This window comes from Pseudomonas oleovorans subsp. oleovorans, assembly GCF_002197815.1.
In the GTDB taxonomy this organism is placed as follows: domain Bacteria; phylum Pseudomonadota; class Gammaproteobacteria; order Pseudomonadales; family Pseudomonadaceae; genus Aquipseudomonas; species Aquipseudomonas oleovorans.
The window spans coordinates 47,947-70,986 of sequence record NZ_NIUB01000025.1; the positions used below are offsets into that span (position 1 = coordinate 47,947).

Here is a 23,040-nt window from a genome sequence, read left to right on the forward strand (position 1 = left end):
GTAGGAGCGGCGCTCCGCCGCGAACCAGGGCGAGGCGCAATTGAAAAGCTTCGCCCCGGGGCGGGGCCCCTACGAAAAGCCGCTTTTCGCGGCTTAAGCGGTTCCGCTTCTGTCAGGCCATCTGCGCCAGGGTCTTGCGAAAACGCGTCAGCGCGGCGATGAAGAACAGCGTGCCGATGCCGGCAATGGCCAGCATGTAGGGCCAGACGATATTCAGCCCGGCGCCGCGATAGAGAATGGCCTGGGCCAGCGCGACGAAGTGGGTGGTCGGCGCCGCCAGCATGATCTGCTGTACCAGCTCCGGCATGCTTTCGCGCGGCGTGGTGCCGCCGGAGAGGATCTGCAGCGGCAACAGCACCAGGATGATCAGCAGGCCCAATTGCGGCATCGAGCGCGCCACCGTGCCGAAGAAGATGCCCATCGAGGTAGTGGCGAACAGGTGCAGTGCCGCGCCGACCAGAAACAGCGCAATCGAACCCTCGATCGGCACCTGCAGCCAGCCCTGCACTACCAGCAGCAGTGACAGCGCCGCAGCTGAGAGCACCACCAGCCCCATCGACCAGACCTTGGCCAGCATGATTTCCAGTGGCGTCACCGGCATCACCAGCAGGTGTTCGACGGTGCCGTGCTCGCGTTCGCGAATCAGCGCCGCGCCGGTGAGGATGATCGACAGCATGGTGATCTGGTTGATCACCTCCATCACCGAGCCGAACCAGGCGCGCGTCAGGTTGGGGTTGAACTCTATGCGTGCCACCAGTTCGGCCGGCTGCTGCAGCTCGCCCCGGTAGCGGCGGACGAACTCGGCCACCTCGCTGGCGCCGATATTCTGGATGTAGCCGGCACCGGTGAAGGCCATGCTGACCTGGGTGGCATCGACGTTGAGCTGGATTGCCGGGCTGCGACCAGCGAGCACGTCGCGCTGGAAGTTCGGTGGAATGTTCAGGGTGAAGGTGTAGCGCCCGGCATCCATGCCGCGATCCATCTCGTTCAGGTCGATACGTTGCGGGGTACGGAAGTAGGGCGCCTGGAAGGCCTGGATCAGCCGTTCGGAGAGTTGCGACTGGTCTTCGTCGACCACGGCGATGGCGGCGTTGTGCAGGCTCTCCGGCATGCTGGTGGCGGCCGAGTAGATGCCCATGCTGAAGGCCCAGATGATCAGCAGTACCAGCGCCAGGTCATGCTGCAGGCTGCGCAGCTCCTTGATGCCGAGGTGGAGGATATTGGCCAGGCGTTCCATCACACCTCCTGTTTGCGCAGCAGGCTAGCGCTGAGCAGCGTCAGCAGCGGGATGGTCAGGGCCAGAGCGGTGAAGTAGCCGGTCAGGTCCTGCAGCTCCAGCGCCTTGGAGAAGATGCCGCGGCTGATCACCAGAAACTGCGAGGTCGGGTAGAGCTGGCCGATCAGCGCGCCCGCGCCTTCCAGCGAGGCCACCGGGTAGATCAGCCCGGAAAACTGGATGGCCGGCAGCAGGGTGACGATGGCGGTGCCGAACACGGCGGCGATCTGACTGTTGGTGAAGGTCGACATGAGCAGGCCGAGTCCGGTGGCGCAGGCCAGATAGAGCAGGGCGCCGGCCAGCAGAGTCAGCGGGTTGCCCTTGAGCGGGACGTCGAACACCGTGACTGCCAGCAGCATCAGCAGGATGAAGTTGAACAAACCCAGGGCGATGTAGGGCAGCTGTTTACCGAGCAGGAATTCCAGGCGGGTGACCGGGGTAACGTAGAGATTGATGATCGAGCCCAGCTCCTTCTCGCGCACCACACCGAGGGCCGTGAGCATCGCCGGGATCAGCATCAGCAGCAGCGGGATCACCGCCGGCACCATGGCCTTGAGGCTTTCCACGTCCGGGTTGTAGCGGTAGCGCACCTCCAGCGCGGCGGCGTTGGCTGCTTGCGGCTGTGGCGAACGCCGCGCCAGTTCGCTCAGGTAGTGCTGATGCAGGCCGGTGACGTAGCCCTTGATGGTTTCGGCGCGGGTCGGCATGGCGCCGTCGATCCACATGCCGATCTGCGGATTGTCGCCGCGCTTGAGATCGCGACCGAAGTGCGGCGGAATCTCCACGGCGAGGCTGATATCGCCATTGCGCAGGCGCCGTTCCAGCTCGTCGTAGTCGGAGAGCGGCGCCTTCTCCAGGAAGTAGCGCGAGCCGGACAGGTTGAGGTGGTATTCCTGGCTGGTGGTGGTCTGGTCGCGATCGAGCACGGCGAAGGTCAGGTCTTCGACGTCGAGGCTGATGCCATAGCCGATGATGAACAGCAGCAGCACGGTGCCGAGCAGCGCCATGCCGCCACGGATCGGGTCGCGGCGCAGCTCCAGCGCTTCGCGGCGGGCATAGCTGAGCAGGCGGCGCAGGCTGAAGCGTTGACGCTGTTGTGGCGGCGCCTGTTCCAGCGGCGGCGCCTCGCTGACCGCTTGCTCGCCAGCCGCCTCCTGCAGGTAAGCGATGAAGGTGGCTTCCAGGTTGTCCAGGCCGCGTTTGTCCATCAGGCCCTGCGGCGTGTCGCTGTCGAGCACGCGGCCGGCGTGCATCAGCGAGATGCGGTCGCAGCGCTGCGCCTCGTTCATGAAGTGGGTGGAGATGAAGATGGTCACGCCGTCCTGGCGCGACAGGTCGAGCATCAGTTGCCAGAAGCCGTCGCGTGCGACCGGATCGACCCCCGAGGTGGGTTCGTCGAGGATCAGGATCTCCGGCTTGTGAATCACCGCCACGGCCAGCGACAGGCGCTGGCGGATGCCCAATGGCAGGCGCTCGGGGAGCATGTCCATGACTTCGCCGAGGTCGAAGCGTGCGGCCATCTGCGCCACGCGTGGCTCGATCTCCTCGGCGGGTACGTGAAAGAGTTGCGCGTGCAGCACCAGGTTCTGCCGCACCGTCAGTTCGCCATACAGGGAGAACGCCTGGGACATGTAGCCGACCCGCTTGCGCGTGGCCATGTCGCGCGGGTCAACTGCCTGGCCGAACAGCAGCGCCTCGCCCTCGCTGGCCGGTAGCAGGCCGGTGAGCATCTTCATGGTGGTGCTCTTGCCGCAACCGTTGGAGCCGAGAAAACCAAAGATTTCGCCCCGGCGGATGCGAAACGACACCGAGTCGACGGCGACGAAATCACCGAAGCGCATGGTCAGGCCCTTGGCTTCGATGGCGATCTCTTGGCTGTCTTGCAGGGGGGGAATGAGCACCTGCTGATGGCCGCGGCGGCGCTCCTCGGGCAGCAAGGCGATAAAGGCCTGTTCCAGGCTGGCGCTGTTGGTGCGTACGCGCAGTTCCGCCGGGCTGCCTTCGGCCAGCACGCGTCCGGCATCCATCGCCACCAGGTGGTCGAAGCGCTCGGCTTCCTCCATATAGGCCGTGGCCACCAGCACGCTCATCTGCGGACGCTGTGCGCGAATGCGCGCGATCAGTTCCCAGAACTGGTTGCGCGACAGCGGGTCGACGCCGGTGGTTGGCTCGTCGAGGATCAGCAGGTCGGGGTCGTGGATCAGCGCGCAGCACAGCCCCAGCTTCTGCTTCATGCCGCCCGACAGCTTACCCGCCGGACGCTCGCGGAAGGCCGACATACCGGTGCTGCGCAGCAGGTCTTCGATGCGTCGCTCGCGTTCGGCAGCGTCCTGACCGAACAGGCGACCGAAGAAATCCAGGTTCTCGAACACCGACAGCGTCGGGTAGAGGTTCTTGCCCAGGCCCTGCGGCATGTAGGCGATATGCGGGCAGACATTGCGCCGATGACGGGCATCGGCCATGTCGCCGTCGAGCACCTCGACGAGGCCGTCCTGAATCTTGCGTGCCCCGGCGATCAGCGCCAGCAAGCTGGACTTGCCGACACCGTCGGGGCCGATCAGGCCGACCATGCAGCGGGCCGGCAGTGCCAGCTCGATCTGTTGCAGCGCGTGGGTCTGGCCGTAGCGCAGGCCGACGCCGCTCAGGCGTGCGACCGCCGCGTTCATTGCGGAACCTTGATCGCCAGATGCGCGGGCCACTCGGCGTCAGGGTCGAGGCGCAGGTAGGCCATGCCCGGTACACCGGTCTTGACCTGCTGCAGGTGCCTGCTCAGCAACTCGGGATCGAGGCGCGCCTTGACCCGGAACATCAGTTTCTCGCGCTCGTTGGCGGTTTCCACGCTCTTCGGGGTGAACTGGGCGACGCTGGCGACATAGCTGACCCTGGCCGGAATCACGTACTGCGGTACGGCATCGATCACCAGGCGTACCTCGCTGCCGAGGGCGACGCGACCGGCCTGACGTTCGGGCAGGAAGAAGGTCATGTAGACGTCGGTGAGGTCCACCAGGTTGAGCAGCTTGCCGCCGGCACCCAGCACTTCACCGGGTTGGCTCACGCGGTATTGCACGCGACCGGCGCGAGGCGCCTTGAGCAGGCTGTCATCGATGTCCACCTGCAGGCGCTCGACGCTGGCTCGGGCCGCCTCGGTCGCCGATTGCGCTTCGATGGCCTGCGATTGCGCGGCGGCGATACCGGCCTCGGCCGAGCTTACCTGGGCGCGCGCGGCGGCCAGCGCGGCTTCGGCGCTTTGCAGGCGGGCCAGATCGTCATCCAGCGTCTGCTGAGGCAGGGCGTTGCGCTTGACCAGGGTGGCGCTGCGCGCGTGACGTTTGCGCGCGGCATCCAGTTCGGCCTGGCGCTGGCGCACCACGGCTTCGGCGGCCAGCTTCTCGCTTTGGCGCAGGCTGATCTGGCTGGCGGCGGTGGTCTGGCCATTCTCGGCCTGGCGCAATTGGGCGCGGGCCTGCGCCTGTTGGGCTTCGAGCACCTGGGTGTCCATGCGCGCGAGAACCTGGCCTGGCTCGACGAAGTCACCTTCGTCCACCTCGATGCTGGCAACGCGCCCGGCGAGCTTGGTGGCCACATCCACTTCGGTGGCCTCGATGCGTCCGTTGCCGCTGGCGAAGCCCTCGCCCAGGCCGTTCGGGCGCAGCTGCCACCAGGCTGTGGCAGCCAGTACGGCGACGGCGGCAGCGAGCAGAACGGCCTGGTGATCATTTCGGCTTCCCTGTTGAACCCCGGTTGCGGGGTTTTCACGACCTGTCGATTGTCTGTCGAATGCGCATTAGGTGGCTTGATGCAGGTCAAGCACGGGCGGCTGCCACAGGCAGGTGCGGTTACGCCCTTCATGTTTGGCACGGTACAGCGCCTGATCGCCCTGGGCGAGCAATTCGCCTGGCTGTTCGTCAATCACTGGATCCACTACGGTGATGCCGATACTCAGGGTCAAACGCCCCAGCGGGCTGGTTGGGTGCTTGATATCCAGGCTGGCTATCGCTGCATGAATGCGTGCGGCGACCTGCTCGGCGCCCTCCTGATGGGTGTTGGCGAGGATGATGGCGAACTCCTCGCCGCCGTAACGGCAGGCGGTGTCGCCTTCGCGCTGCAGGCTTTCGCGCAGGGCTGCGCTGACTTTGCGCAGGACATCGTCACCGGCGAGGTGGCCGAGGGCATCGTTGTAGGGTTTGAAGTAGTCGATATCCAGCATCAGCAGTGCCAGTGGTGCTGCGAGGCGGCGCAGGCGGCGCCATTCAGCCAGCAGTTGCTGGTCGAAGTAGCGACGGTTGTACAGGCCGGTCAGGCCGTCGAGTTGTGACAGACGCTGCAATTGCGCTTCCAGTTGCAGGCGCTCGCTGTTGTCGCGGGAAACGGCGATCAGGTATTCGTGATCATGCAGTTGCACCAGCTGGGTGTTGATCTCGGCCGGTTGCCGGCTGCCGTCGCGGCGAATCAGTTCGCGCTGGAAGATCCGCGACAGGTTGTCGCGCTGCGCCTGGCGCGCCTGCTCCAGCCAGCGATGAAAACCCGGCATGAGCTTGTCCGGGGCATCGCGCAGCAATTCGGCGAACTGTTCAGGGCGGTAGTCGAGCGTGGCGTAGGTGGCCTGGTTCATGTGCAGCAGCTCGCGGCTGTCGCTGTCGAAGATGAACAGTCCGTCATGGCTGGAGTCGGTCAGGTCGAGCACCAACTGCAGCCGCTCACGGTTCTCGCGCAGACGCTGTTCGGTTTCTTCGCGGCGTTCGGCTTCCAGTTTGAAGCGACGATTGGCCTGCTGCAGGGCATGGGCTCGGCGGCTGTTCTCCAGCGCCAGAGCCAGGGCGGCAACCAACAGCAGGCTGATCGCCAGGCTGGCACCGAGCACGACGTCGGGCAGCGGCGAGTCCAGCTGATCGAGCAGTTGTTCAGTGGGGCTCAGGCGCAGGCTGAAGTCCTGGTTGTTGAGCAGACTCAGGCCCAGTTGCAGGCCGTGTCGCATATCGGTGTCCGCTGCGCCATGACGAAACAGGCTGTGACTGTTCTCCAGCAGCTCGAGGTTGAAGGCTTCGCGATTGATCTGGGTGAGCAACTGCAGCATCAGCGGCTCGACCCGAAATACGCCCTGCAGGAAACCGTCGAACACCTTGCTGCCATTCAGCTCGCGGTACAGCGGTGTATAGAGAACAAAACCGCGTCCGCCCTGGACCAGATCGAAGCTGTTGGAGAAGCGCTGTTCACCGCTCTCGCGAGCTTCCATCGCCAATGGGTAATTGGGGTGCTCCGGGTGCAGACGAAAATTCAGCGCCGCTTCGTTGCCGGCTACCGGCAGCAGCCAGCGCATATGCAGGTCGGGGCCAATCCATTGGATCGACTGGTAGGCAGGAAAGCCTCGCAGTACGCGCTCCACCTCCTCGCCCCAGCTGGCCTGCGGCAGGCGGCCCAGGCTGTTCCACAAGCGGGCGATACGCTCGAGGCTGGCCACCTCCAGGTGCAGCGTGCTCTCCAGCTGACGCGCCAGGCTGCGTGCCTGGTAGCCGATACGCTCATCGACACGCTGTTGCTGTACGGCCTCGATCTGACGCCAAAGCAGAACGCTGGCGCCGCTCAGTACCAGTAACAGGAACGCCAGCGCAAGTCGCGCCGGCCAGGGGGAGAATGCCGGCATGGAAAAACTCCTAGGCTCTGTGTGGTGATAGCACAGTGCCGCATGCGACTCAACGCATGGCGAGAATTGCCGTCCATTCGGCATCGCTCACCGGCATCACAGACAGGCGACTACCACGTTGTACCAACGCCAGTTCGGCCAGTAGCGGATTGTTCTTCAGGTGCTGCAGCGCCAACACCTCGTCGAAGGCTTCGACGAATTCGACGTCCAGGGCGCTCCAGGGGTTCTTCTCGATACTGGCCTTGGGGTCGTGATAATGGCTGTCTGGGTCGAGCGCGGTTGGGTCCGGGTAGATCTCGCCGGCAATGCGTGCAATGCCGGCGATGCCCGGCTGCGGGCAACTGGAGTGATAGAAGAACAGGTCGCCTGCCCGCATCGCGCGCATGAAGTTGCGCGCCTGGTAATTACGTACGCCATCCCAGCGCGTTTTGCCCAGGCGTTGCAGATCGAGAATCGACAGTTCGTCGGGTTCGGATTTCATTAGCCAATGGGGCATGAACTTTGCTCCTGCAGGTCTGTCCGTAAGCGGACGCTTGTTTGAGTGAAAGTCTCCGACGGTCGGTTGACGCCGGAAATTGCACTGCGTTCGGGACTGGCGGAAAATGCTCGGCTAAACACCTGGCGCCGCCTTATTGCACACAACAATAGCGCGCGACTAACGTGCGCATTGCCTTGAAGGGGGAGGCAATAGATGAAACGCAAGCCAGATCTTTTGTGGGTTCTCGTCGTACTGTTCAGCCTGGGCGTGGTTACCACGGGTTACACCCAGAGTCTCTGGGAACGCCAGGGCGACGCTCCAGCCAATATCACGCAGCAGCCCTGACGCTCCGTTTGCCCGCGTGAGCACCGCAGGGAGTGCGGTGCCGCAGGGTTCACCTCAATACCACGCCTTGTCCGTCACCGTTGCCTGCAAGGGCACGTCCCAGCTGGCCATCGCCAGTTCGTCCACGCGCTGACATTCATGCGCCAGGCCCAGCAGCGTCGGCATGTGCCAATTCTTGCGCCTGTGCAGATAGGCCAGGCTGCGGTCGTAGAAGCCGCCCCCCATGCCCAGGCGCCCGCCACGATCATCGAAGCCCACCAGCGGCAGCAGCACCAGATCCAGGGCCCAGACCTTGCGTTGGCGCTTTGGCTGCGGGCGTGGTTCGAGGATGCGAAAACGATTACCTGCCAGTTTCTCGTGCCGGCTGACGCGCTGGAAGACCATCTTGGTGCGCGGCCAGGCGCTGAGCACCGGCAGGTAGATGTGCTTGCCGCGTTTCTGCGCAGCGGCGAGCAGTGGCCGCGGATCGATTTCGCCATCGTTGGGCAGGTACAGGGCGATGTGCCGGGCGCGACGAAACTGCGGGCTTTGTGCCAGTTGCCGATACAGGTTGCGTGCAGCAACACGTTGCTGGCTGCGGCTGAGCGCACGCCGGCGCAGGCGCAGTACGCGGCGCAGTTGCGGGCGACTGGGAGTGCTGGACGTGGTCATGAGGTGAGGTTGTGCTGAGGCAGATAGCAGTGCTGAAACGCGCTGCAGGAAATGATGACTTCCCGGCGTGCCGCTGTCGGTTTAGCCCTTGAACCCGAAAGTTCAAGGTGGAGGTTGCAGGAGGCGTTAAGGCTTTCCGTCAGGCGGACATGCACACCGGCCCCAACTTGCAACCCCCGTGGTTGTGCGTATCGGCTCAGGGACATCACCGACTGGCGCACACCCCAGGAAGTTGGGCTTAGTATACCCGAACAGAGGGTGTGCGGGGCGGCCTGCGACGAAATGGCAGGCATGAAGGTGCTCAGGGCGTCGGGTCGTCGGCCAGCGCATGGTCGACACGATCGAGCAGATCGCGCACCTGCTGGCGGGTGGAGCTGGCGTCCTGATCCAGGCGCTGCTGCCTGTGCAGCAGGTCATGGGTGATGTTCAGCGCGGCCATCACCGCCACGCGGTCGGCGCCAATCACCTTGCCGCTGGTGCGGATCTCACGCATCTTGCCGTCCAGGTAGCGGGCAGCGCTTTCCAGGTTGGCGCGTTCATCCTGCGGGCAGGCGATGCAATATTCTTTGTCCAGAATGTGGACGGTCACGGTGTTCGACTGGGTCATGAGTCCTGCTCCAGGGCTTTGAGGCGCGAAATCATCGATTCGACCTTGTGCCGGGCCAATTCGTTCTTTTCGATCAGATGAGCGCGTTCCTCGCGCCAGGCCTGTTCATTCGCCAGCAGGAGTCGGTTGTGAGCCTTTAGCTGCTCGACACGCTGGATCAGCAGCTCCAGCTTGGCGGTCAATGCGTGCAAATCGGCGTCTTCCATGGGCTCTCGCTATGGGAGGGAATGGCTGGACTATATAGGCCTGTCCCGTTCAGGGCACCTCTAAAAACTACCTGCGTTGTCATCACTGCGTTAAAAACAAGCTCAAAATGTTAATTGCAACTCGTAAAGTCGAGCGCGACTCCGATCGTTTCTCGCTTGTTTTTGCCTTGTGCTGACTGCCTCGCCTACGTTCTTAGATGCGCCCGTCATGGGTCAAACCATGCTTGGCAGTGGTGTGATGCAGATGACGGCATCACCCCGGCGGCCTCGGATGGTCTTGCCGCGTCTGCCGGTGCTAGGATACGAGGCCTCCATTCTAGAGATTGCGCCGCCTGGCGCCTAGCTATCTATGTCGATTCCAAGCTCTCCCTACGCTGCCTTCGCCGCTCTGTTGAACAGTGCCGGGCATTCCGTTTCTCCTGCCGAACTGCATGGCCTGCTGCTCGGTCGCAGCTGCGCGGGTGCCGGCTTCGAGGCTGATGCCTGGCTGCTCGACGCTGCCGATCTGCTTGGCAGCGAGCCGCAGGATAACGTGCGCCAGGCGCTGATCGGCCTGCAGGAGATGGTCAAGGGTGAGCTGTGCAGCGAAGACGTCACCGTGGTGCTGTTGTTGCCGGATGACGAAACCCCGCTGGCGCAGCGCGCAACAGCTCTGGGCCAGTGGTGCCAGGGCTTTCTCGGTGGTTTTGGCCTGACCGTTCGCGACGGTGCGCTGAGCGCCGAAGCCATGGAAGTGTTGCAGGATCTCTCCGCCATCGCCCAGGTGCAGAGCGCCCTGGAAGAATCCGAAGATGGTGAGAGCGACTACATGGAGGTGATGGAATACCTGCGTGTGGCGCCGCTGTTGCTGTTCACCGAGTGCGCCAAGCCTGCGGCACCTGCTGCCAAACCGTCCCTGCACTGATTTTCGTCGGAGCCTGCCTTGATCAGCATCCCCAAGTCCGAATATGCCCGTCGGCGCAAGGCGCTGATGGCGCAGATGGAACCCAACAGCATCGCCATTCTGCCGGCAGCGCCGGTGTATATCCGCAATCGTGACGTCGAGCATGTCTACCGCCAGGACAGCGACTTCCAGTACCTCACCGGTTTCCCCGAGCCGGAGGCGGTGATGGCCCTGATTCCCGGGCGCGAGCATGGCGAATATGTGCTGTTCTGCCGCGAGCGTGACCCGGAGCGCGAATTGTGGGACGGCCTGCGCGCCGGCCAGGACGGTGCGATCAGTACATTCGGCGCCGATGACGCTTTCCCCATCGGCGATATCGACGACATCCTGCCGGGGCTGATCGAAGGCCGCGAGCGCGTCTACTACGCCATCGGTTGCAACCAGGAGTTCGATCATCGGCTGATGGAGTGGATCAACCACATCCGCGCCAAGGCCCGTCAGGGCGCCACGCCGCCGAGCGAGTTCGTCGCCCTCGATCACCTGTTGCACGACATGCGTCTGTACAAGTCGGCTGCCGAGGTGAAGGTGATGAAGGAGGCCGCCGAGATCAGTGCGCGTGCGCACGTGCGCGCGATGCAGGCCAGCCGCGCCGGTCTGTTCGAATACCACCTGGAAGCCGAGCTGGAGTACGAATTTCGCAAGGGCGGGGCGAAGATGCCGGCCTACGGCAGCATCGTCGCCGCGGGCAAAAATGCCTGCATCCTGCACTACCGTGAGAACAATGCACCGCTCAAGGACGGCGACCTGGTACTGATCGACGCTGGCTGCGAGATCGACTGCTACGCCAGCGACATCACACGCACCTTCCCGGTCAGCGGTAAGTTCTCGCCCGAGCAGAAGGCCATCTACGAACTGGTGCTCAAGGCCAACGAGGAGGCATTCAAGTTCATTGCTCCAGGCCGGCACTGGAACGAGGCCCATGAGGCCACCGTGCGGGTGATCACTGCCGGCCTGGTTGATCTGGGTCTGCTCGAGGGTGATGTTGACGAGCTGATCGCCAGCGAAGCCTACAAGCCTTTCTATATGCACCGCGCCGGCCACTGGCTGGGCATGGATGTGCATGACGTCGGCGATTACAAGGTCGGCGGGCAGTGGCGCGTGCTGGAGATCGGCATGGCGATGACCGTCGAGCCAGGCATCTATATCGCCCCTGACAACGACAAGGTTGCCAAGAAATGGCGCGGCATCGGTGTGCGCATCGAGGACGACGTGGTCGTGACCAAGAAGGGCTGCGAGATTCTCACCAACGGTGTGCCCAAGACCGTTGCCGAGATCGAGGCGCTGATGGCGGCCGCGCGTAGCGAGGCGGCCTGAGCCCATGTCACGCGTACAGTTGGCGATCATCGGTGGCGGTCTGGTCGGCGCGAGCCTGGCGCTGGCGCTGCAGGACACCGCGCGTCAGCGTGGCTGGCGCATCGCCCTGATCGAACCCTTTGCCCCGGGCAGCGAATACCAGCCCAGCTATGACGCGCGCTCTACCGCGCTGTCCTATGGCAGCCGGTTGATCTACGAGCGCCTGGGCCTGTGGCAGAGCATTGCCCAGCGGGCTGAGCCGATTCAACAGATTCATGTTTCCGACCGCGGCCGCTTCGGCGCCACGCGCCTGCAGGCCATCGAGGAAGGCGTGCCGGCGCTCGGTTATGTAGCTGAGAACGCCTGGCTCGGCCATTGTCTGTGGCAGGCGCTGGATCAGGATGTGATCGAGTGGCGTTGCCCGGCCGAAGTGCTCGGCATGCAGCGGCTCGACGACGGCTATCGCCTGACCCTGAACGACGAAACCTGCCTCGACTGCGAACTGGCGATTCTCGCCGATGGTGGGCGTTCCGGCCTGCGTGAGCAGCTTGGTATCGGCGTCAGCAGCAAGCCTTATGGGCAGAGTGCGCTGATTGCCAACGTCAGCCCGCTGGAGGCGCATCGCGGACAGGCCTTCGAGCGCTTCACCGATGACGGCCCGATGGCGCTGCTGCCCTTGAGCGATAACCGCTGTGCACTGGTCTGGACACGCGCCGCGGCTGACGCCGAGCGCCTGTTGCGCGTCAGCGAGACCAGCTTTCTCAGCGAGTTGCAGCAGGCCTTCGGTTATCGCCTGGGCGCCTTGCGCCAGGTGGGTGCGCGGCATCTCTATCCGCTGAGCCTGGTCGAGGCGCAGGAGCAGGTGCGTCCGCATCTGGTGGTGCTGGGCAACGCCGCGCACAGCCTGCACCCCATCGCCGGCCAGGGCTACAACCTGTCGCTGCGCGATACCCTGGCGCTGGCCGAGGTGCTTATCGATAGCGAGGCAACACTGGGCGATTTCGCCACCCTGCAGCGTTACCAGCAAAGGCAACAGCTCGATCAGCAAATGACCGTCGGCTTCTCCGATCAGGTGACGCGTCTGTTCAGTAACGCGCAGCCGCTGCTGACTGCCGGGCGCAACCTGGGTTTGCTCGGCCTCGACCTGCTGCCGCCAGCCAAGCGCTGGTTCGCCCGCCAGGCCATGGGCATGGGAACCCGCAATCTATGATCAGCTCCATAGGGTGCGCTGTGCGCACCAATAGGGAGTCATGATGCGCACAGCGCAACCTGAGGTTAAGGAGTGATATGCGAGCGGATCTGATCATCGTCGGTGCCGGTATGGTTGGCAGTACCCTGGCCTTGGCGCTGGAGCACAGCGGTCTGGACATCCTGGTCGTCGACGGCAGCCCGCTGAGCGTGGCGCCGTTCGATGCCCAGGCGCCGTTCGAGCCGCGTGTCAGCGCGCTGTCGATGGCCAGCCAACGCATTCTCGAACGCTTGGGCGCCTGGCAGGGCATCGCCTCTCGGCGTGCCTGCCCCTACGGCGAGATGCGCGTGTGGGATGGCTCCGGCACCGGCAGCATTCACTTCGCTGCGGCCAGCGTGCATGCCGAGACGCTTGGCCATATCGTCGAGAATCGCGTGGTGCAGGATGCCCTGCTCGAAAGGCTGCACGACAGCCAGATCGGCCTGCTGCCTGGCGCGCGCCTGGAGCAGCTGCGCCGCTCCGGCGACGACTGGTTGCTGACGTTTACCGATGGTCGCCAACTGCGCGCACCACTGCTGGTCGCGGCCGACGGCGCCAACTCCGCGGTACGCCGCCTGGCCGGCTGCGCTACGCGCGAATGGGATTATCTGCACCATGCCATCGTCACCAGCGTGCGTTGCGAGAAGCCGCACCAGGCCACTGCCTGGCAACGCTTTACCGACGATGGTCCACTGGCCTTCCTGCCGCTGGCAGGGCCGGCTGACGAGCGCTGGTGCTCGATCGTCTGGTCGACCGTACCGGCTGAGGCCGAGCGCCTGATGGCGCTGGATGATGCCGCCTTCTGTGTCGAGTTGGGCAAGGCCTTCGAGCATCGCCTGGGCCAGGTGCTACATGCCGACCGCCGTCTGTGCATTCCACTGCGTCAGCGCCATGCCAAGCGCTATGTCGAGCCGGGGCTGGCGCTGACCGGCGATGCCGCGCACAGCATCCATCCGCTGGCCGGGCAGGGGGTCAATCTGGGCTTCCTCGATGCGGCGGTGCTGGCCGAGGTGCTGCTGCATGCCGCCGAGCGCGGCGAGCGCCTCAGTGATGAGCGGGTGCTGAGCCGCTACGAGCGCCGGCGCATGCCGCATAACCTGGCGATGATGGCGGCGATGGAGGGCTTCCAGCGTCTGTTCCAGGCCGACCCGCTGCCGCTGCGCCTGCTACGCAATGTCGGCCTCGACCTGGTCGATGGCCAGGCCGAGGCTAAGGCGCTGTTCGTGCGTCAGGCGCTGGGGGTGTCGGGCGATCTGCCAGAGTTGGCGCGAGTCTGAGGCGACGCAACTTGTAATAACTGCTGCGTTTCTTCTCGCTGTTTACGTTGAGAAAGTAAATAACATTCACTACTATTCAGCCACTTTGCTCATCCAAAAGAGGCTGGTCCCATGAAGGCTCGCAACGCCCTTCTCGCTGCATTCACCCTCAGCACCCTGGCAACTGCCGTTCAGGCTGCCGATGAGGTGGTGGTTTACTCTGCCCGTATCGACGAGTTGATCAAGCCGGTGTTCGATGCCTACACCGAGAAAACCGGGGTCAAGGTGAAGTTCATCACCGACAAGGAAGCCCCGCTGATCGCCCGCCTCAAGGCCGAAGGTGCCAACACCCCGGCTGACCTGCTGATCACCGTCGACGCCGGTAACCTCTGGCAGGCCGAGCAGGAAGGCGTGCTGCAGCCGACCAAGTCCGACATCATCGACGCCAATATTCCCGCCCAGTACCGCTCCAGCACCGATAGCTGGACCGGCCTGTCGCTGCGCGCACGGACGATTTTCTACTCCACCGAGCGCGTCAAGCCGGAGGAGCTGTCCACCTACGAAGCCCTGGCTGACAAGAACTGGGAAGGCCGCCTGTGCCTGCGCACCAGCAAGAAGGTCTACAACCAGTCGCTGACCGCTACCCTGATCGAAGCCCACGGCGCCGAGAAGACCGAAGAAATCGTCAAGGGTTGGGTCAACAACCTGGCCACCGACGTATTCCCGGATGACACCGCGCTGCTGCAGGCCATCGACGCCGGCCAGTGCGACGTGGGCATCACCAACACCTACTACTATGGTCGTCTGCACAAGCAGCAGCCGGATCTGAAGGTCAAGCCGTTCTGGCCGAACCAGAATGATCGTGGCGTACACGTCAACCTGGCCGGTGCCGGCGTGACCAAGCATGCGCCGCATGCCGAGCAGGCCAGGAAGCTGCTGGAGTGGATGACCACCCCGGAAGCGCAGAGCATCTTCGCCGGCGTCAATCAGGAATTCCCGGCCAACCCGGCCGTGGCACCGTCCAAGGAAGTGGCGGCCTGGGGTGCCTTCAAGGCTGACTCGGTTGCTACCGAAGTGGCGGGCAAGCGTCAGGCTGAAGCGACCATGCTGATGGATCGCGCCGGCTGGCAGTAACGGGGATCGTGCCCACGCTCCGGCGTGGGTGCGTCGCCCGTGACGCGCCGCGTCACGCCTGTTGGCTCTGACGCTGGGGCGTCGAGCGCTGCATTCCCGCGCGGAGCGTGGGAGCGATCATCGTACCTTCGGTGATCCGCGCCGCTGCCGTTATACTGCGACGCCCCGCCTGGTCGGGGCGTCGTCATTTGTGTAGTCGAGGAATCCGCGTGCCGCATCCTGTCCAGCGTCGCTGGTACCCCATCGTCCTGGCCGTCGCCGTTCTGGTGCTGATGCCGTTGTCGGTATTGCTGCTGAGCTGGCATGAGGTGGATCAGCAGATCTGGTCGCACCTGTGGCAAACGCAGATGACGCGGCTGATCGGCAACACGCTGACCCTGGTGATAGGCGTTGGTGTGGGTGTGACGCTGTTGGGCGTCAGCCTGGCCTGGCTCACCAGCCTCTGCGAATTTCCCGGTCGGCGTTGGCTGGATTGGGCGCTGATGCTGCCCTTCGCCATTCCTGCCTACGTGTTGGCCTTCGTGTTCGTCGGCTTGCTGGATTTCGCCGGCCCGGTGCAGACGCTGCTGCGCGAATGGTTCGGCAGCGGCTTTCGCCTACCGCGTGTGCGTTCCACTGGCGGCGTGATCATCGTTCTGGTGCTGGTGTTCTACCCCTACGTCTACCTGCTCGCCCGTGGCGCGTTTCTGGCCCAGGGCAAGGGCTTGATGGAGGCCGCGCGGGTGCTCGGGCAGAGCCCCTGGCAGGCCTTCTGGCGGGTGGCGCTGCCAATGGCGCGGCCAGCCATCGGTGCCGGTCTGGCCCTGGCGATCATGGAAACCCTGGCCGATTTCGGTGCGGTGGCGGTGTTCAATTTCGACACCTTCACCACGGCGATCTACAAGACCTGGTACAGCTTCTACAGCCTGACCAGCGCCACGCAACTGGCCAGCCTGCTGCTGCTGGCCGTCGCCCTAGTGCTTTATGGCGAGCGTCGTGCGCGTGGTGCGGCGCGGCCGGCCAGCGAGCGGCCCCGTGGCCAGGCGCTGTATCACCTGCACGGCTGGAAGGCCTTCGCGGCCAGCGCCTGGTGTGGCCTGGTATTCGCCTGTGCCTTCGTCATCCCGCTGCTGCAACTGCTGGCCTGGTTCTGGCAACGCGGTCGCTTCGACCTTGATGAGCGCTACGCCGGGCTGATTCTGCATACCCTTTATCTGGGCGGCATGGCGGCGCTGATCACCGTCAGTGTGGCCATGCTGCTGGCTTTCGCCCGGCGTCAGGCGCCGAATCGCGGCGTGCGTTTCGGTGTGGCGTTGGGCAACCTCGGTTATGCCCTGCCGGGGGCGGTGCTGGCGGTGGCGATCATGCTGGCCTTCAGTTTCCTTGATCGTGAACTGGTGATTCCGCTATCCACGGCACTGGGTGGAGCCGGCAAGCCGCTGCTGATGGGTAGCCTCACGGCGCTGTTGGTGGCCTATCTGATCCGCTTCATGGCCGTGGCATTCGGGCCGCTGGAAACCAGCCTGGCGCGGATTCGTCCGTCGCTGCCGGAAGCCTCGCGCAGCCTCGGGGTTGGCAGCTTCGGGCTGTTCTTCAAGGTCTATCTGCCGCTGCTGCTGCCAGGCACCCTGTCGGCCGCGCTGCTGGTATTCGTCGACGTGCTCAAGGAAATGCCGGCGACCCTGCTGATGCGCCCGTTCGGCTGGGACACGCTGTCGGTACGGGTATTTGAAATGACCAGCGAAGGCGAATGGGCACGCGCCTCGCTGCCGGCGCTGACCCTGGTGCTGGTCGGCCTGTTGCCGGTGATCCTGCTGATCCGCCGTTCGGCTCGCGGTTTCGGTTGATCAAGACAACGATGTAGGGCGGGTGCAACCCGCCAGTGTCGGGGCATGGCGGGTTGCACCCGCCCTACGACCTGAAGCCAGGATGACCCCCCGGACGCATGCGGCTACAATGCGCGCCATTCGCGAGCCGGGGTAACCCGGCGGACGTGCCGAGAAGCGTAGGCGACGACTGCATGGATGCAGGAGGTAGAGCGAAGCAGGATGCTCGAGCCGAGGCCGCCAGTGCAAGGCGCAGGCAGGTGAAAAACGGCCGGGGTCGCGCCCGACTGTGCTCATACACATGAGCATTTTGAGCCTGGCTGCAACGCAGCAATGGCAACGCAGCTAGCTTCTCGGGGGTCTGAATCGCTTCGCCAAGCCCGGAAGGAGATTTACCCATGGGACAGCGCACCCCCCTCTATGACCTGCACCTGGCACTGGGGGCCAAGATGGTGGATTTCGGCGGCTGGGACATGCCGCTGCACTACGGTTCGCAAGTGGAGGAGCATCATCAGGTGCGCCGCGACTGCGGCGTGTTCGATGTCTCGCACATGTGCGTGGTGGATGTGAGCGGCAGTCAGGCGAAGGCCTTCCTGCAGCGCCTGCTGGCCAATGACGTGGCCCGCCTGGAGAACCCCGGCAAGGCGCTGTACAGCGCCATGCTCAATGAGCAGGGCGGCGTGATCGATGACCTGATCGTCTACCTCACCGAAGGCGGCTACCGTCTGGTGCTCAACGCTGGTACCCGTGACAAGGACCTGGCATGGATGCATGCGCAAGCGGGTGACTTCGACGTGCAACTGCGCGAGCGTCGCGATCTGGCCATGCTCGCCATTCAGGGGTCGAAGGCGCGCGCACGGGTTTGCGAGCTGCTGAGCCAGGCCCGTGCCGCACTGATTCACGAGCTCAAGCCGTTCCAGGGTCTGCCCGAGGGTGATTGGTTCATCGCCCGAACCGGTTATACCGGTGAGGATGGTCTGGAAATCGTGCTGCCGGCGGCAGAGGTGGTGTCTTTCTTCAACGATCTGGTCGGTGCCGGTATTTCGCCGATTGGCCTGGGCGCGCGTGACACCCTGCGCCTGGAGGCGGGCATGAACCTGTATGGCCAGGACATGGATGAGCAGGTCAGCCCGCTGGCTGCCAATATGGCCTGGACCATCGCCTGGGAGCCGGCTGCGCGCGACTTCATCGGGCGCGCGGCGCTGGAGGCACAGCGTGCTGTCGGCTGTCCGAGCAAGCTCGTTGGCCTGGTGCTGGAGGAGCGTGGCGTGCTGCGCGCGCACCAGGTGGTGCGCGTCGAAGGTATCGGTGACGGTGAGATCACCAGCGGCAGCTTCTCGCCTACGCTGAACAAATCCATCGCGCTGGCACGGGTGCCGGCCGCCACCGGGGATCGTGCCGAGGTGGAAATACGCGGCAAGTGGTACCCGGTGCGTGTGGTCAGGCCAGGCTTCGTACGCAACGGCAAAACCCTTATCTGAATCATCAGGTCGCGGTGCTGGCTTCCCCTGGCGCTGCGGCCTGCTAAATTGTCCTGACGGCCCACTTGCCGTCATCGCTTACGAGGAAAGACACATGAGCAATATCCCCGCCGATCTGCGTTATGCCGCCAGCCACGAGTGGGCGCGCCTGGAGGCTGACGGCAGCGTGACCGTGGGCATCTCCGATCATGCCCAGGAAGCCCTTGGTGACGTGGTGTTCATCGAGCTGCCGGAAGTCGGCAAGCAGCTGAACGCTGGCCAGGAAGCTGGCGTGGTGGAGTCGGTCAAGGCTGCCTCCGACATCTACGCACCGGTTGGCGGCGAAGTGATCGCCATCAACGAAGCACTGGCCGACAGCCCGGAAAGCGTCAACAGCGACCCATACGGCAGCTGGTTCTTCAAGCTCAAGCCGAGCGATGCCGGCGAGTTGGACAAGCTGCTGGACGCTGCAGCCTATCAGGCTGCGGCTGACGCCGACGCCTGATTCATCAGGCCTCGATCCAGAAACCCGCTGCGGCGGGTTTCTGCGTTTCTGGGCTCTGCTAATGAATTCGCGTCCAGGGCGTCAGTGATAGCCCGTATGTAACCCTGGGAGTAATACCCCCTGTAGGAGGCGCTTTAGCGGCGAGTTCTTTTCGCGGCTAAAGCCCCTCCCACGATTTGTGCTGTGCATGCATCGGTTGATGCAGGTAGGCGCGTTCTTGTAAGGCCCGTTCAACTCCCTCTTTAACCGCTGGTCGGTTGGGCTAACATTTGTTCGAAATACAATATATATAAATACATATTGTATTAAGTGAAGGTGTTCCGTGACTGAGCCCATCGATATCCAGCAGCTGCGCGCCAATGCCGACGCCGCCGGGCAACTGCTCAAGGCGTTGGCCAATCCTGATCGCCTGTTGCTGCTCTGCCAGCTGTCGCAAGGCGAGCGCAATGTCAGTGAGCTGGAGGCATTGCTCGGCATTCAACAGCCGACGTTGTCGCAACAGCTCGCCGTGCTGCGTCGCGAGGGGCTGGTGGATACTCGCCGTGACGGCAAGCAGATCTTCTACCGCATCAGCAGCCCGGCCGCGTTGGCGGTGATCGAGACGCTGTATCGGCTGTTTTGTGAGGATCGGCAATGACCATCGACTGGGTTGGATTCACGCCCTGGAGCGCCCTGGCTGGCGGCGCCCTGATCGGTCTGGCGGCCTCGCTGTTCGCGCTGCTCAATGGCCGCGTGGCTGGCATCAGCGGCCTGCTTGGCAGCCTGCTGCAGCGTCAGGGCGAAGGGCGCGGCGAAAAAGCAGCGTTCCTTGTTGGCCTGCTCCTGGCGCCCCTGCTCTGGGGATTGTTCGCGGCATTACCGTCGATTCATTTCGAGACGGGCAGTCTCGGCTTGATCGTCGCCGGCTTGCTGGTCGGTATCGGCACCCGTTATGGCTCGGGCTGCACAAGCGGCCATGGCGTTTGCGGCATCTCGCGCCTGTCGCCGCGCTCCATGCTGGCAACCCTGTGCTTCATGGCCACGGGTTTCGTCACGGTCTTTGTCCTGCGTCATCTGCTGGGAGCTTGAAGATGGTCAGACTCAGTGCATTCGCCTGCGGCCTGCTGTTTGGTCTGGGCCTGCTGCTAGCGGGCATGGCCAACCCGACCAAAGTGCTGGCCTTTCTCGACCTGGCCGGTGCCTGGGATCCGTCCCTGGCTCTGGTGATGGCCGGTGCCATCGCGGTCGCGGCGCTGCCGTTGCACCTGGCGGGCAAACGTTCCCGGGCGTTGCTGGGCGGTTCCATGCAGTTACCCTCGCGGCGCGATCTGGACGCCCGGCTGATTGGCGGTAGCCTGCTGTTCGGGGTCGGTTGGGGTATCGCCGGCATCTGTCCGGGACCGGCCGTTGCCATCCTGCTGACCGGGCACTGGCAGGCCCTGCTGTTCGTCGCGGCGATGCTCGCCGGGATGCTGATCTTTACTGCGCTGGAAGGCCGGCGCGGACGTTGACCTGGAGAACCTCGATCAAAGCCAATGTTGGAACGCTCGACCGCAGTCTGCGCATCGCCGCAGGTCTGATTCTTATCGCGCTGAGTCTTGCCGGTGTCATCGGCCTGTGGGGCTGGATCGGTGTGGTGCCGCTGGCGACCGGCATCTTCCGTTTCTGCCCGGCGTATCCACTGCTGGGTATCAACACCTGCAAAATGAAATGAAACATATCCGCTGAGGCGAGATGCGCATGCGACTTGATGCAGATCAAGTCGCCCCGGGTGTGCGCTGGGCATGGTCGAGACATAACCAGAACAGCCAATACCTGAGGAGATACACACATGCGCACTCTGACCCTGCTGGCCGGGTTGTGCCTGGGCGCCAGCGCCTGGGCCAATCTACCGGCCAACGAACCCGTCGAGCCGATCGCACCGGCCGAGATCACTGATCCGGCCAAGGTGGAGCTGGGCAAGCAGCTGTTCTTCGACCCGCGCCTGTCGCGCTCGGGGTTCATTTCCTGCAACTCCTGCCACAACCTGTCGATGGGCGGCAGCGACAACCTGCCGAGCTCCATCGGCCATAACTGGCAGCAAGGGCCGATCAATTCGCCGACCGTGCTCAATTCCAGTCTCAACCTCGCGCAGTTCTGGGACGGCCGCGCTGCCGATCTCAAAGAGCAAGCTGCCGGCCCCATCGCCAACCCGATGGAAATGGCCTTTACCCACATTCTCGCCGTCGACGTGCTGCGCTCGATCCCGCAATACCGCGAGTTGTTCAAGGCCGTCTACAAAACCGACGAGATCACCCTGGACGAAGTGACCGATGCTATCGCCGAGTTCGAGAAGACCCTGGTCACGCCCAACTCGCGCTTCGACCTGTGGCTCAAAGGGGATGCTGAGGCCATCACCAAGACCGAGCTGGAAGGTTACGAGCTGTTCAAGTCCATCGGCTGTGTCGCCTGTCACAACGGCCCGGCGCTGGGCGGCAACTCGTTCCAGAAGATGGGGCTGGTCGAACCCTATGAAACCAGCAATCCGGCCGAGGGGGTGGCCGGCCTGACCGGCAAGGATGCCGACCGCTTCAAGTTCAAGGTGCCGACCCTGCGCAACGTCGAACTGACCTATCCCTACTTCCACGACGGTGCCTACTGGAAGCTGGAAGAGTCGGTAGACATCATGGCTCGCTTGCAGTTGGGTCGTAAGCTGAGCGAGGAGGAGATCGGCAAGATCACCGCCTTTCTAAAGACCCTGACCGGCGAGCAGCCGAGCTTCGCCCTGCCGATCCTTCCGCCGTCGCACAACGATACGCCGCGGCCGCAGCCGTTCGAGTGAGTTGGCGCTAACGAAAACGCCCGGCATGTGCCGGGCGTTCATGGATCTAGGGTGGGTAAAACCCGCCAGCAGCGGTGCGGGCTGCACACGCCCTACATGGTTCAGCGCCCTTGCGGCGCCGGCTGCTGCTGGGTGATGCAGTGGATATTGCCGCCACCGAGCAGAATCTCGCGGCCCGGCACCATCACCACGCGATGCTCGGGGAAGATGCGCTGGAGAATGGCGCGGGCCTCTTCGTCCTTCGGGTCATCGAAGCTCGGCGCGACGATGCCGCCGTTGACGATCAGGAAGTTGACGTAGGAGCCGGCCAGGCGAACCTCCGGACTACGCTCCTGGCTGCCGTCGACGATGTCGACGCCCGCGCATTCTTCGGCGCTGGCATGGATCGGGCCGGGGATCGGCATCTTGTGCACGGTCAGCTGACGGCCCTTGGCGTCGCGCGCGTTTTCCAGCACGCGCATGGCGGCCTGGCAGCGCGGATAGTTGGGGTCGTTCGCATCGTCGGTCCAGGCCAGCAGCACCTCACCTGGGCGCACGTAGCAGCAGAAGTTGTCGACGTGGCCGTCGGTCTCATCGTTGTACAGGCCGTCGGGTAGCCAGATCACCGTGTCGATGGAGAGGTGGTCGCGCAGCACATTCTCGATCTCTTCGCGCGACAGGTGCGGGTTGCGGTTCTTGTTCAGCAGGCACTCTTCGGTGGTGATCAGGGTGCCTTCGCCGTCGACATGGATCGAGCCGCCTTCGAGCACGAACCCTTCGGTGCGGTAGCGCTTGCAGCCTTCGATCTCAAGGATCTTGCGCGCTACCTGATCATCACGCAGCCAGGGCCAGTACAGGCCGCCGTCGAAGCCGCCCCAGGCGTTGAAGGCCCAGTCCACGCCGCGCACGTCGCCGCTGTCGTTAATCACGAAGGTCGGCCCGGTGTCGCGTACCCAGGCATCGTCGGTGGTGATTTCCACCAGGCGGATGTTGACGTCGTCCAGGCGGGCGCGGGCGTTTTCATACTGCGCGGCGCTGACGCAGACGGTCACCGGCTCGAACTGGGCGATGGCCTTGGCCACGGCGGTGAAGGCCGCCTGCGCCGGCTTGCCGCCGTTGCGCCAGTTGTCCGGGCGCTCGGGCCAGACCATCCAGGTCTGGCTGTGGGTTTCCCATTCCGCCGGCATGCGGAAGCCATCGGCGCGTGGCGTGGTGTTCAGCGTGGTCATATTTCACCTGTAGCCCAATGAGATGGACTCCTCCCTCCTACGGCGTCATTGCGCCAGACTGAAGGTTACGAAACAAACAATCCCGGAGGGGGAGCCCGCATGAAACTTAAACGCATAGGCGTGGATTTGGCAAAGCAGGTTTTTCAAGTTCATGGTGTCGACAGCCATGAGCAGGTCAAATGCCGCAAGCAACTCAAACGGCAT

General features: G+C 64.0%; 23 protein-coding genes, 1 other RNA gene and 1 pseudogene. 15 read left to right on the forward strand and 10 right to left on the reverse strand.

The window, feature by feature from the left end:
- Positions 1-112: 112 nt before the first annotated feature.
- From PSOLE_RS15470 to PSOLE_RS15490, 5 genes are all read right to left on the reverse strand, one after another.
- Complete coding sequence (locus tag PSOLE_RS15470; RefSeq protein WP_074857509.1) at positions 113-1,237, reverse strand: ABC transporter permease; 1,125 nt, start codon at positions 1,235-1,237, stop codon at positions 113-115.
- Positions 1,237-3,942: a ribosome-associated ATPase/putative transporter RbbA gene (gene rbbA / locus PSOLE_RS15475; RefSeq protein WP_074857506.1), complete on the reverse strand. Its 2,706-nt coding sequence runs from the start codon at positions 3,940-3,942 to the stop codon at positions 1,237-1,239. Before rbbA ends, PSOLE_RS15470 begins: the two co-directional genes overlap by 1 nt.
- Positions 3,939-4,976: an HlyD family secretion protein gene (locus tag PSOLE_RS15480; protein ID WP_074857503.1), complete on the reverse strand. Its 1,038-nt coding sequence runs from the start codon at positions 4,974-4,976 to the stop codon at positions 3,939-3,941. The genes rbbA and PSOLE_RS15480 overlap by 4 nt, the downstream gene beginning before the upstream one ends.
- Before the next feature lie 84 nt (positions 4,977-5,060).
- Positions 5,061-6,917, reverse strand: a complete 1,857-nt coding sequence (locus PSOLE_RS15485) for a sensor domain-containing diguanylate cyclase (RefSeq protein ID WP_074857500.1) — start codon at positions 6,915-6,917, stop codon at positions 5,061-5,063.
- A 49-nt stretch (positions 6,918-6,966) separates the two neighbouring features.
- Positions 6,967-7,413 (reverse strand): EVE domain-containing protein, encoded by a 447-nt coding sequence (locus PSOLE_RS15490; protein ID WP_074857497.1) that lies wholly within the window; start codon positions 7,411-7,413, stop codon positions 6,967-6,969.
- Between the two features lie 195 nt (positions 7,414-7,608).
- Between PSOLE_RS15490 and PSOLE_RS24950 the strand changes: the two genes are divergently transcribed.
- Entirely contained in the window at positions 7,609-7,740 is a 132-nt protein-coding gene (locus PSOLE_RS24950; RefSeq protein ID WP_104728536.1) for a hypothetical protein, read from the forward strand.
- A gap of 54 nt (positions 7,741-7,794) precedes the next feature.
- On the opposite strand, the gene PSOLE_RS15495 is transcribed toward PSOLE_RS24950, so the two are convergent.
- The 4 genes from PSOLE_RS15495 to PSOLE_RS15510 all read right to left on the reverse strand — a co-directional run bounded on the left by PSOLE_RS15495 (position 7,795) and on the right by PSOLE_RS15510 (position 9,204).
- A complete protein-coding gene (locus tag PSOLE_RS15495; RefSeq protein WP_074857494.1) occupies positions 7,795-8,391 on the reverse strand; it encodes a 5-formyltetrahydrofolate cyclo-ligase in 597 nt (198 codons plus the stop codon).
- Positions 8,392-8,446: 55 nt separating this feature from the next.
- Positions 8,447-8,625: non-coding RNA, 6S RNA (gene ssrS, locus PSOLE_RS15500), on the reverse strand.
- A gap of 67 nt (positions 8,626-8,692) precedes the next feature.
- On the reverse strand, positions 8,693-8,998 hold the full coding sequence (locus PSOLE_RS15505) for a cell division protein ZapA (RefSeq protein ID WP_074857491.1): 306 nt from the start codon (positions 8,996-8,998) through the stop codon (positions 8,693-8,695).
- Complete coding sequence (locus PSOLE_RS15510; RefSeq protein WP_074857487.1) at positions 8,995-9,204, reverse strand: TIGR02449 family protein; 210 nt, start codon at positions 9,202-9,204, stop codon at positions 8,995-8,997. Before PSOLE_RS15510 ends, PSOLE_RS15505 begins: the two co-directional genes overlap by 4 nt.
- 349 nt (positions 9,205-9,553) lie before the next feature.
- Between PSOLE_RS15510 and PSOLE_RS15515 the strand changes: the two genes are divergently transcribed.
- From PSOLE_RS15515 to PSOLE_RS15575, 13 genes are all read left to right on the forward strand, one after another.
- Complete coding sequence (locus PSOLE_RS15515) at positions 9,554-10,108, forward strand: YecA/YgfB family protein (protein ID WP_074857484.1); 555 nt, start codon at positions 9,554-9,556, stop codon at positions 10,106-10,108.
- 18 nt (positions 10,109-10,126) lie between these two features.
- A complete protein-coding gene (gene pepP / locus PSOLE_RS15520) occupies positions 10,127-11,461 on the forward strand; it encodes a Xaa-Pro aminopeptidase (protein ID WP_074857480.1) in 1,335 nt (444 codons plus the stop codon).
- Positions 11,462-11,465: 4 nt separating this feature from the next.
- Complete coding sequence (ubiH, locus tag PSOLE_RS15525; RefSeq protein ID WP_074857477.1) at positions 11,466-12,650, forward strand: 2-octaprenyl-6-methoxyphenyl hydroxylase; 1,185 nt, start codon at positions 11,466-11,468, stop codon at positions 12,648-12,650.
- A 77-nt stretch (positions 12,651-12,727) separates the two neighbouring features.
- On the forward strand, positions 12,728-13,945 hold the full coding sequence (locus PSOLE_RS15530; RefSeq protein ID WP_074857474.1) for a 2-octaprenyl-3-methyl-6-methoxy-1,4-benzoquinol hydroxylase: 1,218 nt from the start codon (positions 12,728-12,730) through the stop codon (positions 13,943-13,945).
- Between the two features lie 111 nt (positions 13,946-14,056).
- Positions 14,057-15,058 carry an extracellular solute-binding protein gene (locus tag PSOLE_RS15535; RefSeq protein ID WP_074857471.1) on the forward strand — a complete coding sequence of 334 codons (1,002 nt, stop codon included), beginning with the start codon at positions 14,057-14,059 and terminating at the stop codon, positions 15,056-15,058.
- Between the two features lie 209 nt (positions 15,059-15,267).
- Entirely contained in the window at positions 15,268-16,884 is a 1,617-nt protein-coding gene (locus PSOLE_RS15540; protein WP_074857468.1) for an ABC transporter permease, read from the forward strand.
- A gap of 377 nt (positions 16,885-17,261) precedes the next feature.
- On the forward strand, positions 17,262-18,344 hold the full coding sequence (gene gcvT / locus PSOLE_RS15545; RefSeq protein ID WP_074857466.1) for a glycine cleavage system aminomethyltransferase GcvT: 1,083 nt from the start codon (positions 17,262-17,264) through the stop codon (positions 18,342-18,344).
- A gap of 94 nt (positions 18,345-18,438) precedes the next feature.
- The gene (gene gcvH, locus PSOLE_RS15550; RefSeq protein ID WP_074857461.1) at positions 18,439-18,828 is read left to right on the forward strand and encodes a glycine cleavage system protein GcvH; all 390 of its coding nucleotides are present in this window, start codon (positions 18,439-18,441) and stop codon (positions 18,826-18,828) included.
- A gap of 322 nt (positions 18,829-19,150) precedes the next feature.
- Positions 19,151-19,465 (forward strand): ArsR/SmtB family transcription factor, encoded by a 315-nt coding sequence (locus tag PSOLE_RS15555; protein WP_074857458.1) that lies wholly within the window; start codon positions 19,151-19,153, stop codon positions 19,463-19,465.
- Positions 19,462-19,896, forward strand: a complete 435-nt coding sequence (locus tag PSOLE_RS15560; RefSeq protein WP_074857454.1) for a YeeE/YedE family protein — start codon at positions 19,462-19,464, stop codon at positions 19,894-19,896. The genes PSOLE_RS15555 and PSOLE_RS15560 overlap by 4 nt, the downstream gene beginning before the upstream one ends.
- A 2-nt stretch (positions 19,897-19,898) precedes the next feature.
- Positions 19,899-20,318 (forward strand): DUF6691 family protein, encoded by a 420-nt coding sequence (locus tag PSOLE_RS15565; RefSeq protein WP_074857451.1) that lies wholly within the window; start codon positions 19,899-19,901, stop codon positions 20,316-20,318.
- A 14-nt stretch (positions 20,319-20,332) separates the two neighbouring features.
- Positions 20,333-20,521, forward strand: a complete 189-nt coding sequence (locus PSOLE_RS15570; protein WP_074857615.1) for a YgaP family membrane protein — start codon at positions 20,333-20,335, stop codon at positions 20,519-20,521.
- Between the two features lie 117 nt (positions 20,522-20,638).
- Entirely contained in the window at positions 20,639-21,628 is a 990-nt protein-coding gene (locus tag PSOLE_RS15575; protein WP_003458676.1) for a cytochrome-c peroxidase, read from the forward strand.
- Positions 21,629-21,729: 101 nt separating this feature from the next.
- Here PSOLE_RS15575 and aguA read toward each other — a convergent pair whose 3' ends face one another.
- Positions 21,730-22,836 carry an agmatine deiminase gene (aguA, locus tag PSOLE_RS15580; protein ID WP_074857448.1) on the reverse strand — a complete coding sequence of 369 codons (1,107 nt, stop codon included), beginning with the start codon at positions 22,834-22,836 and terminating at the stop codon, positions 21,730-21,732.
- A gap of 99 nt (positions 22,837-22,935) precedes the next feature.
- Here aguA and PSOLE_RS23785 point away from each other — a divergent pair.
- Positions 22,936-23,040: pseudogene (locus PSOLE_RS23785) on the forward strand (IS110 family transposase); the annotation flags it as partial.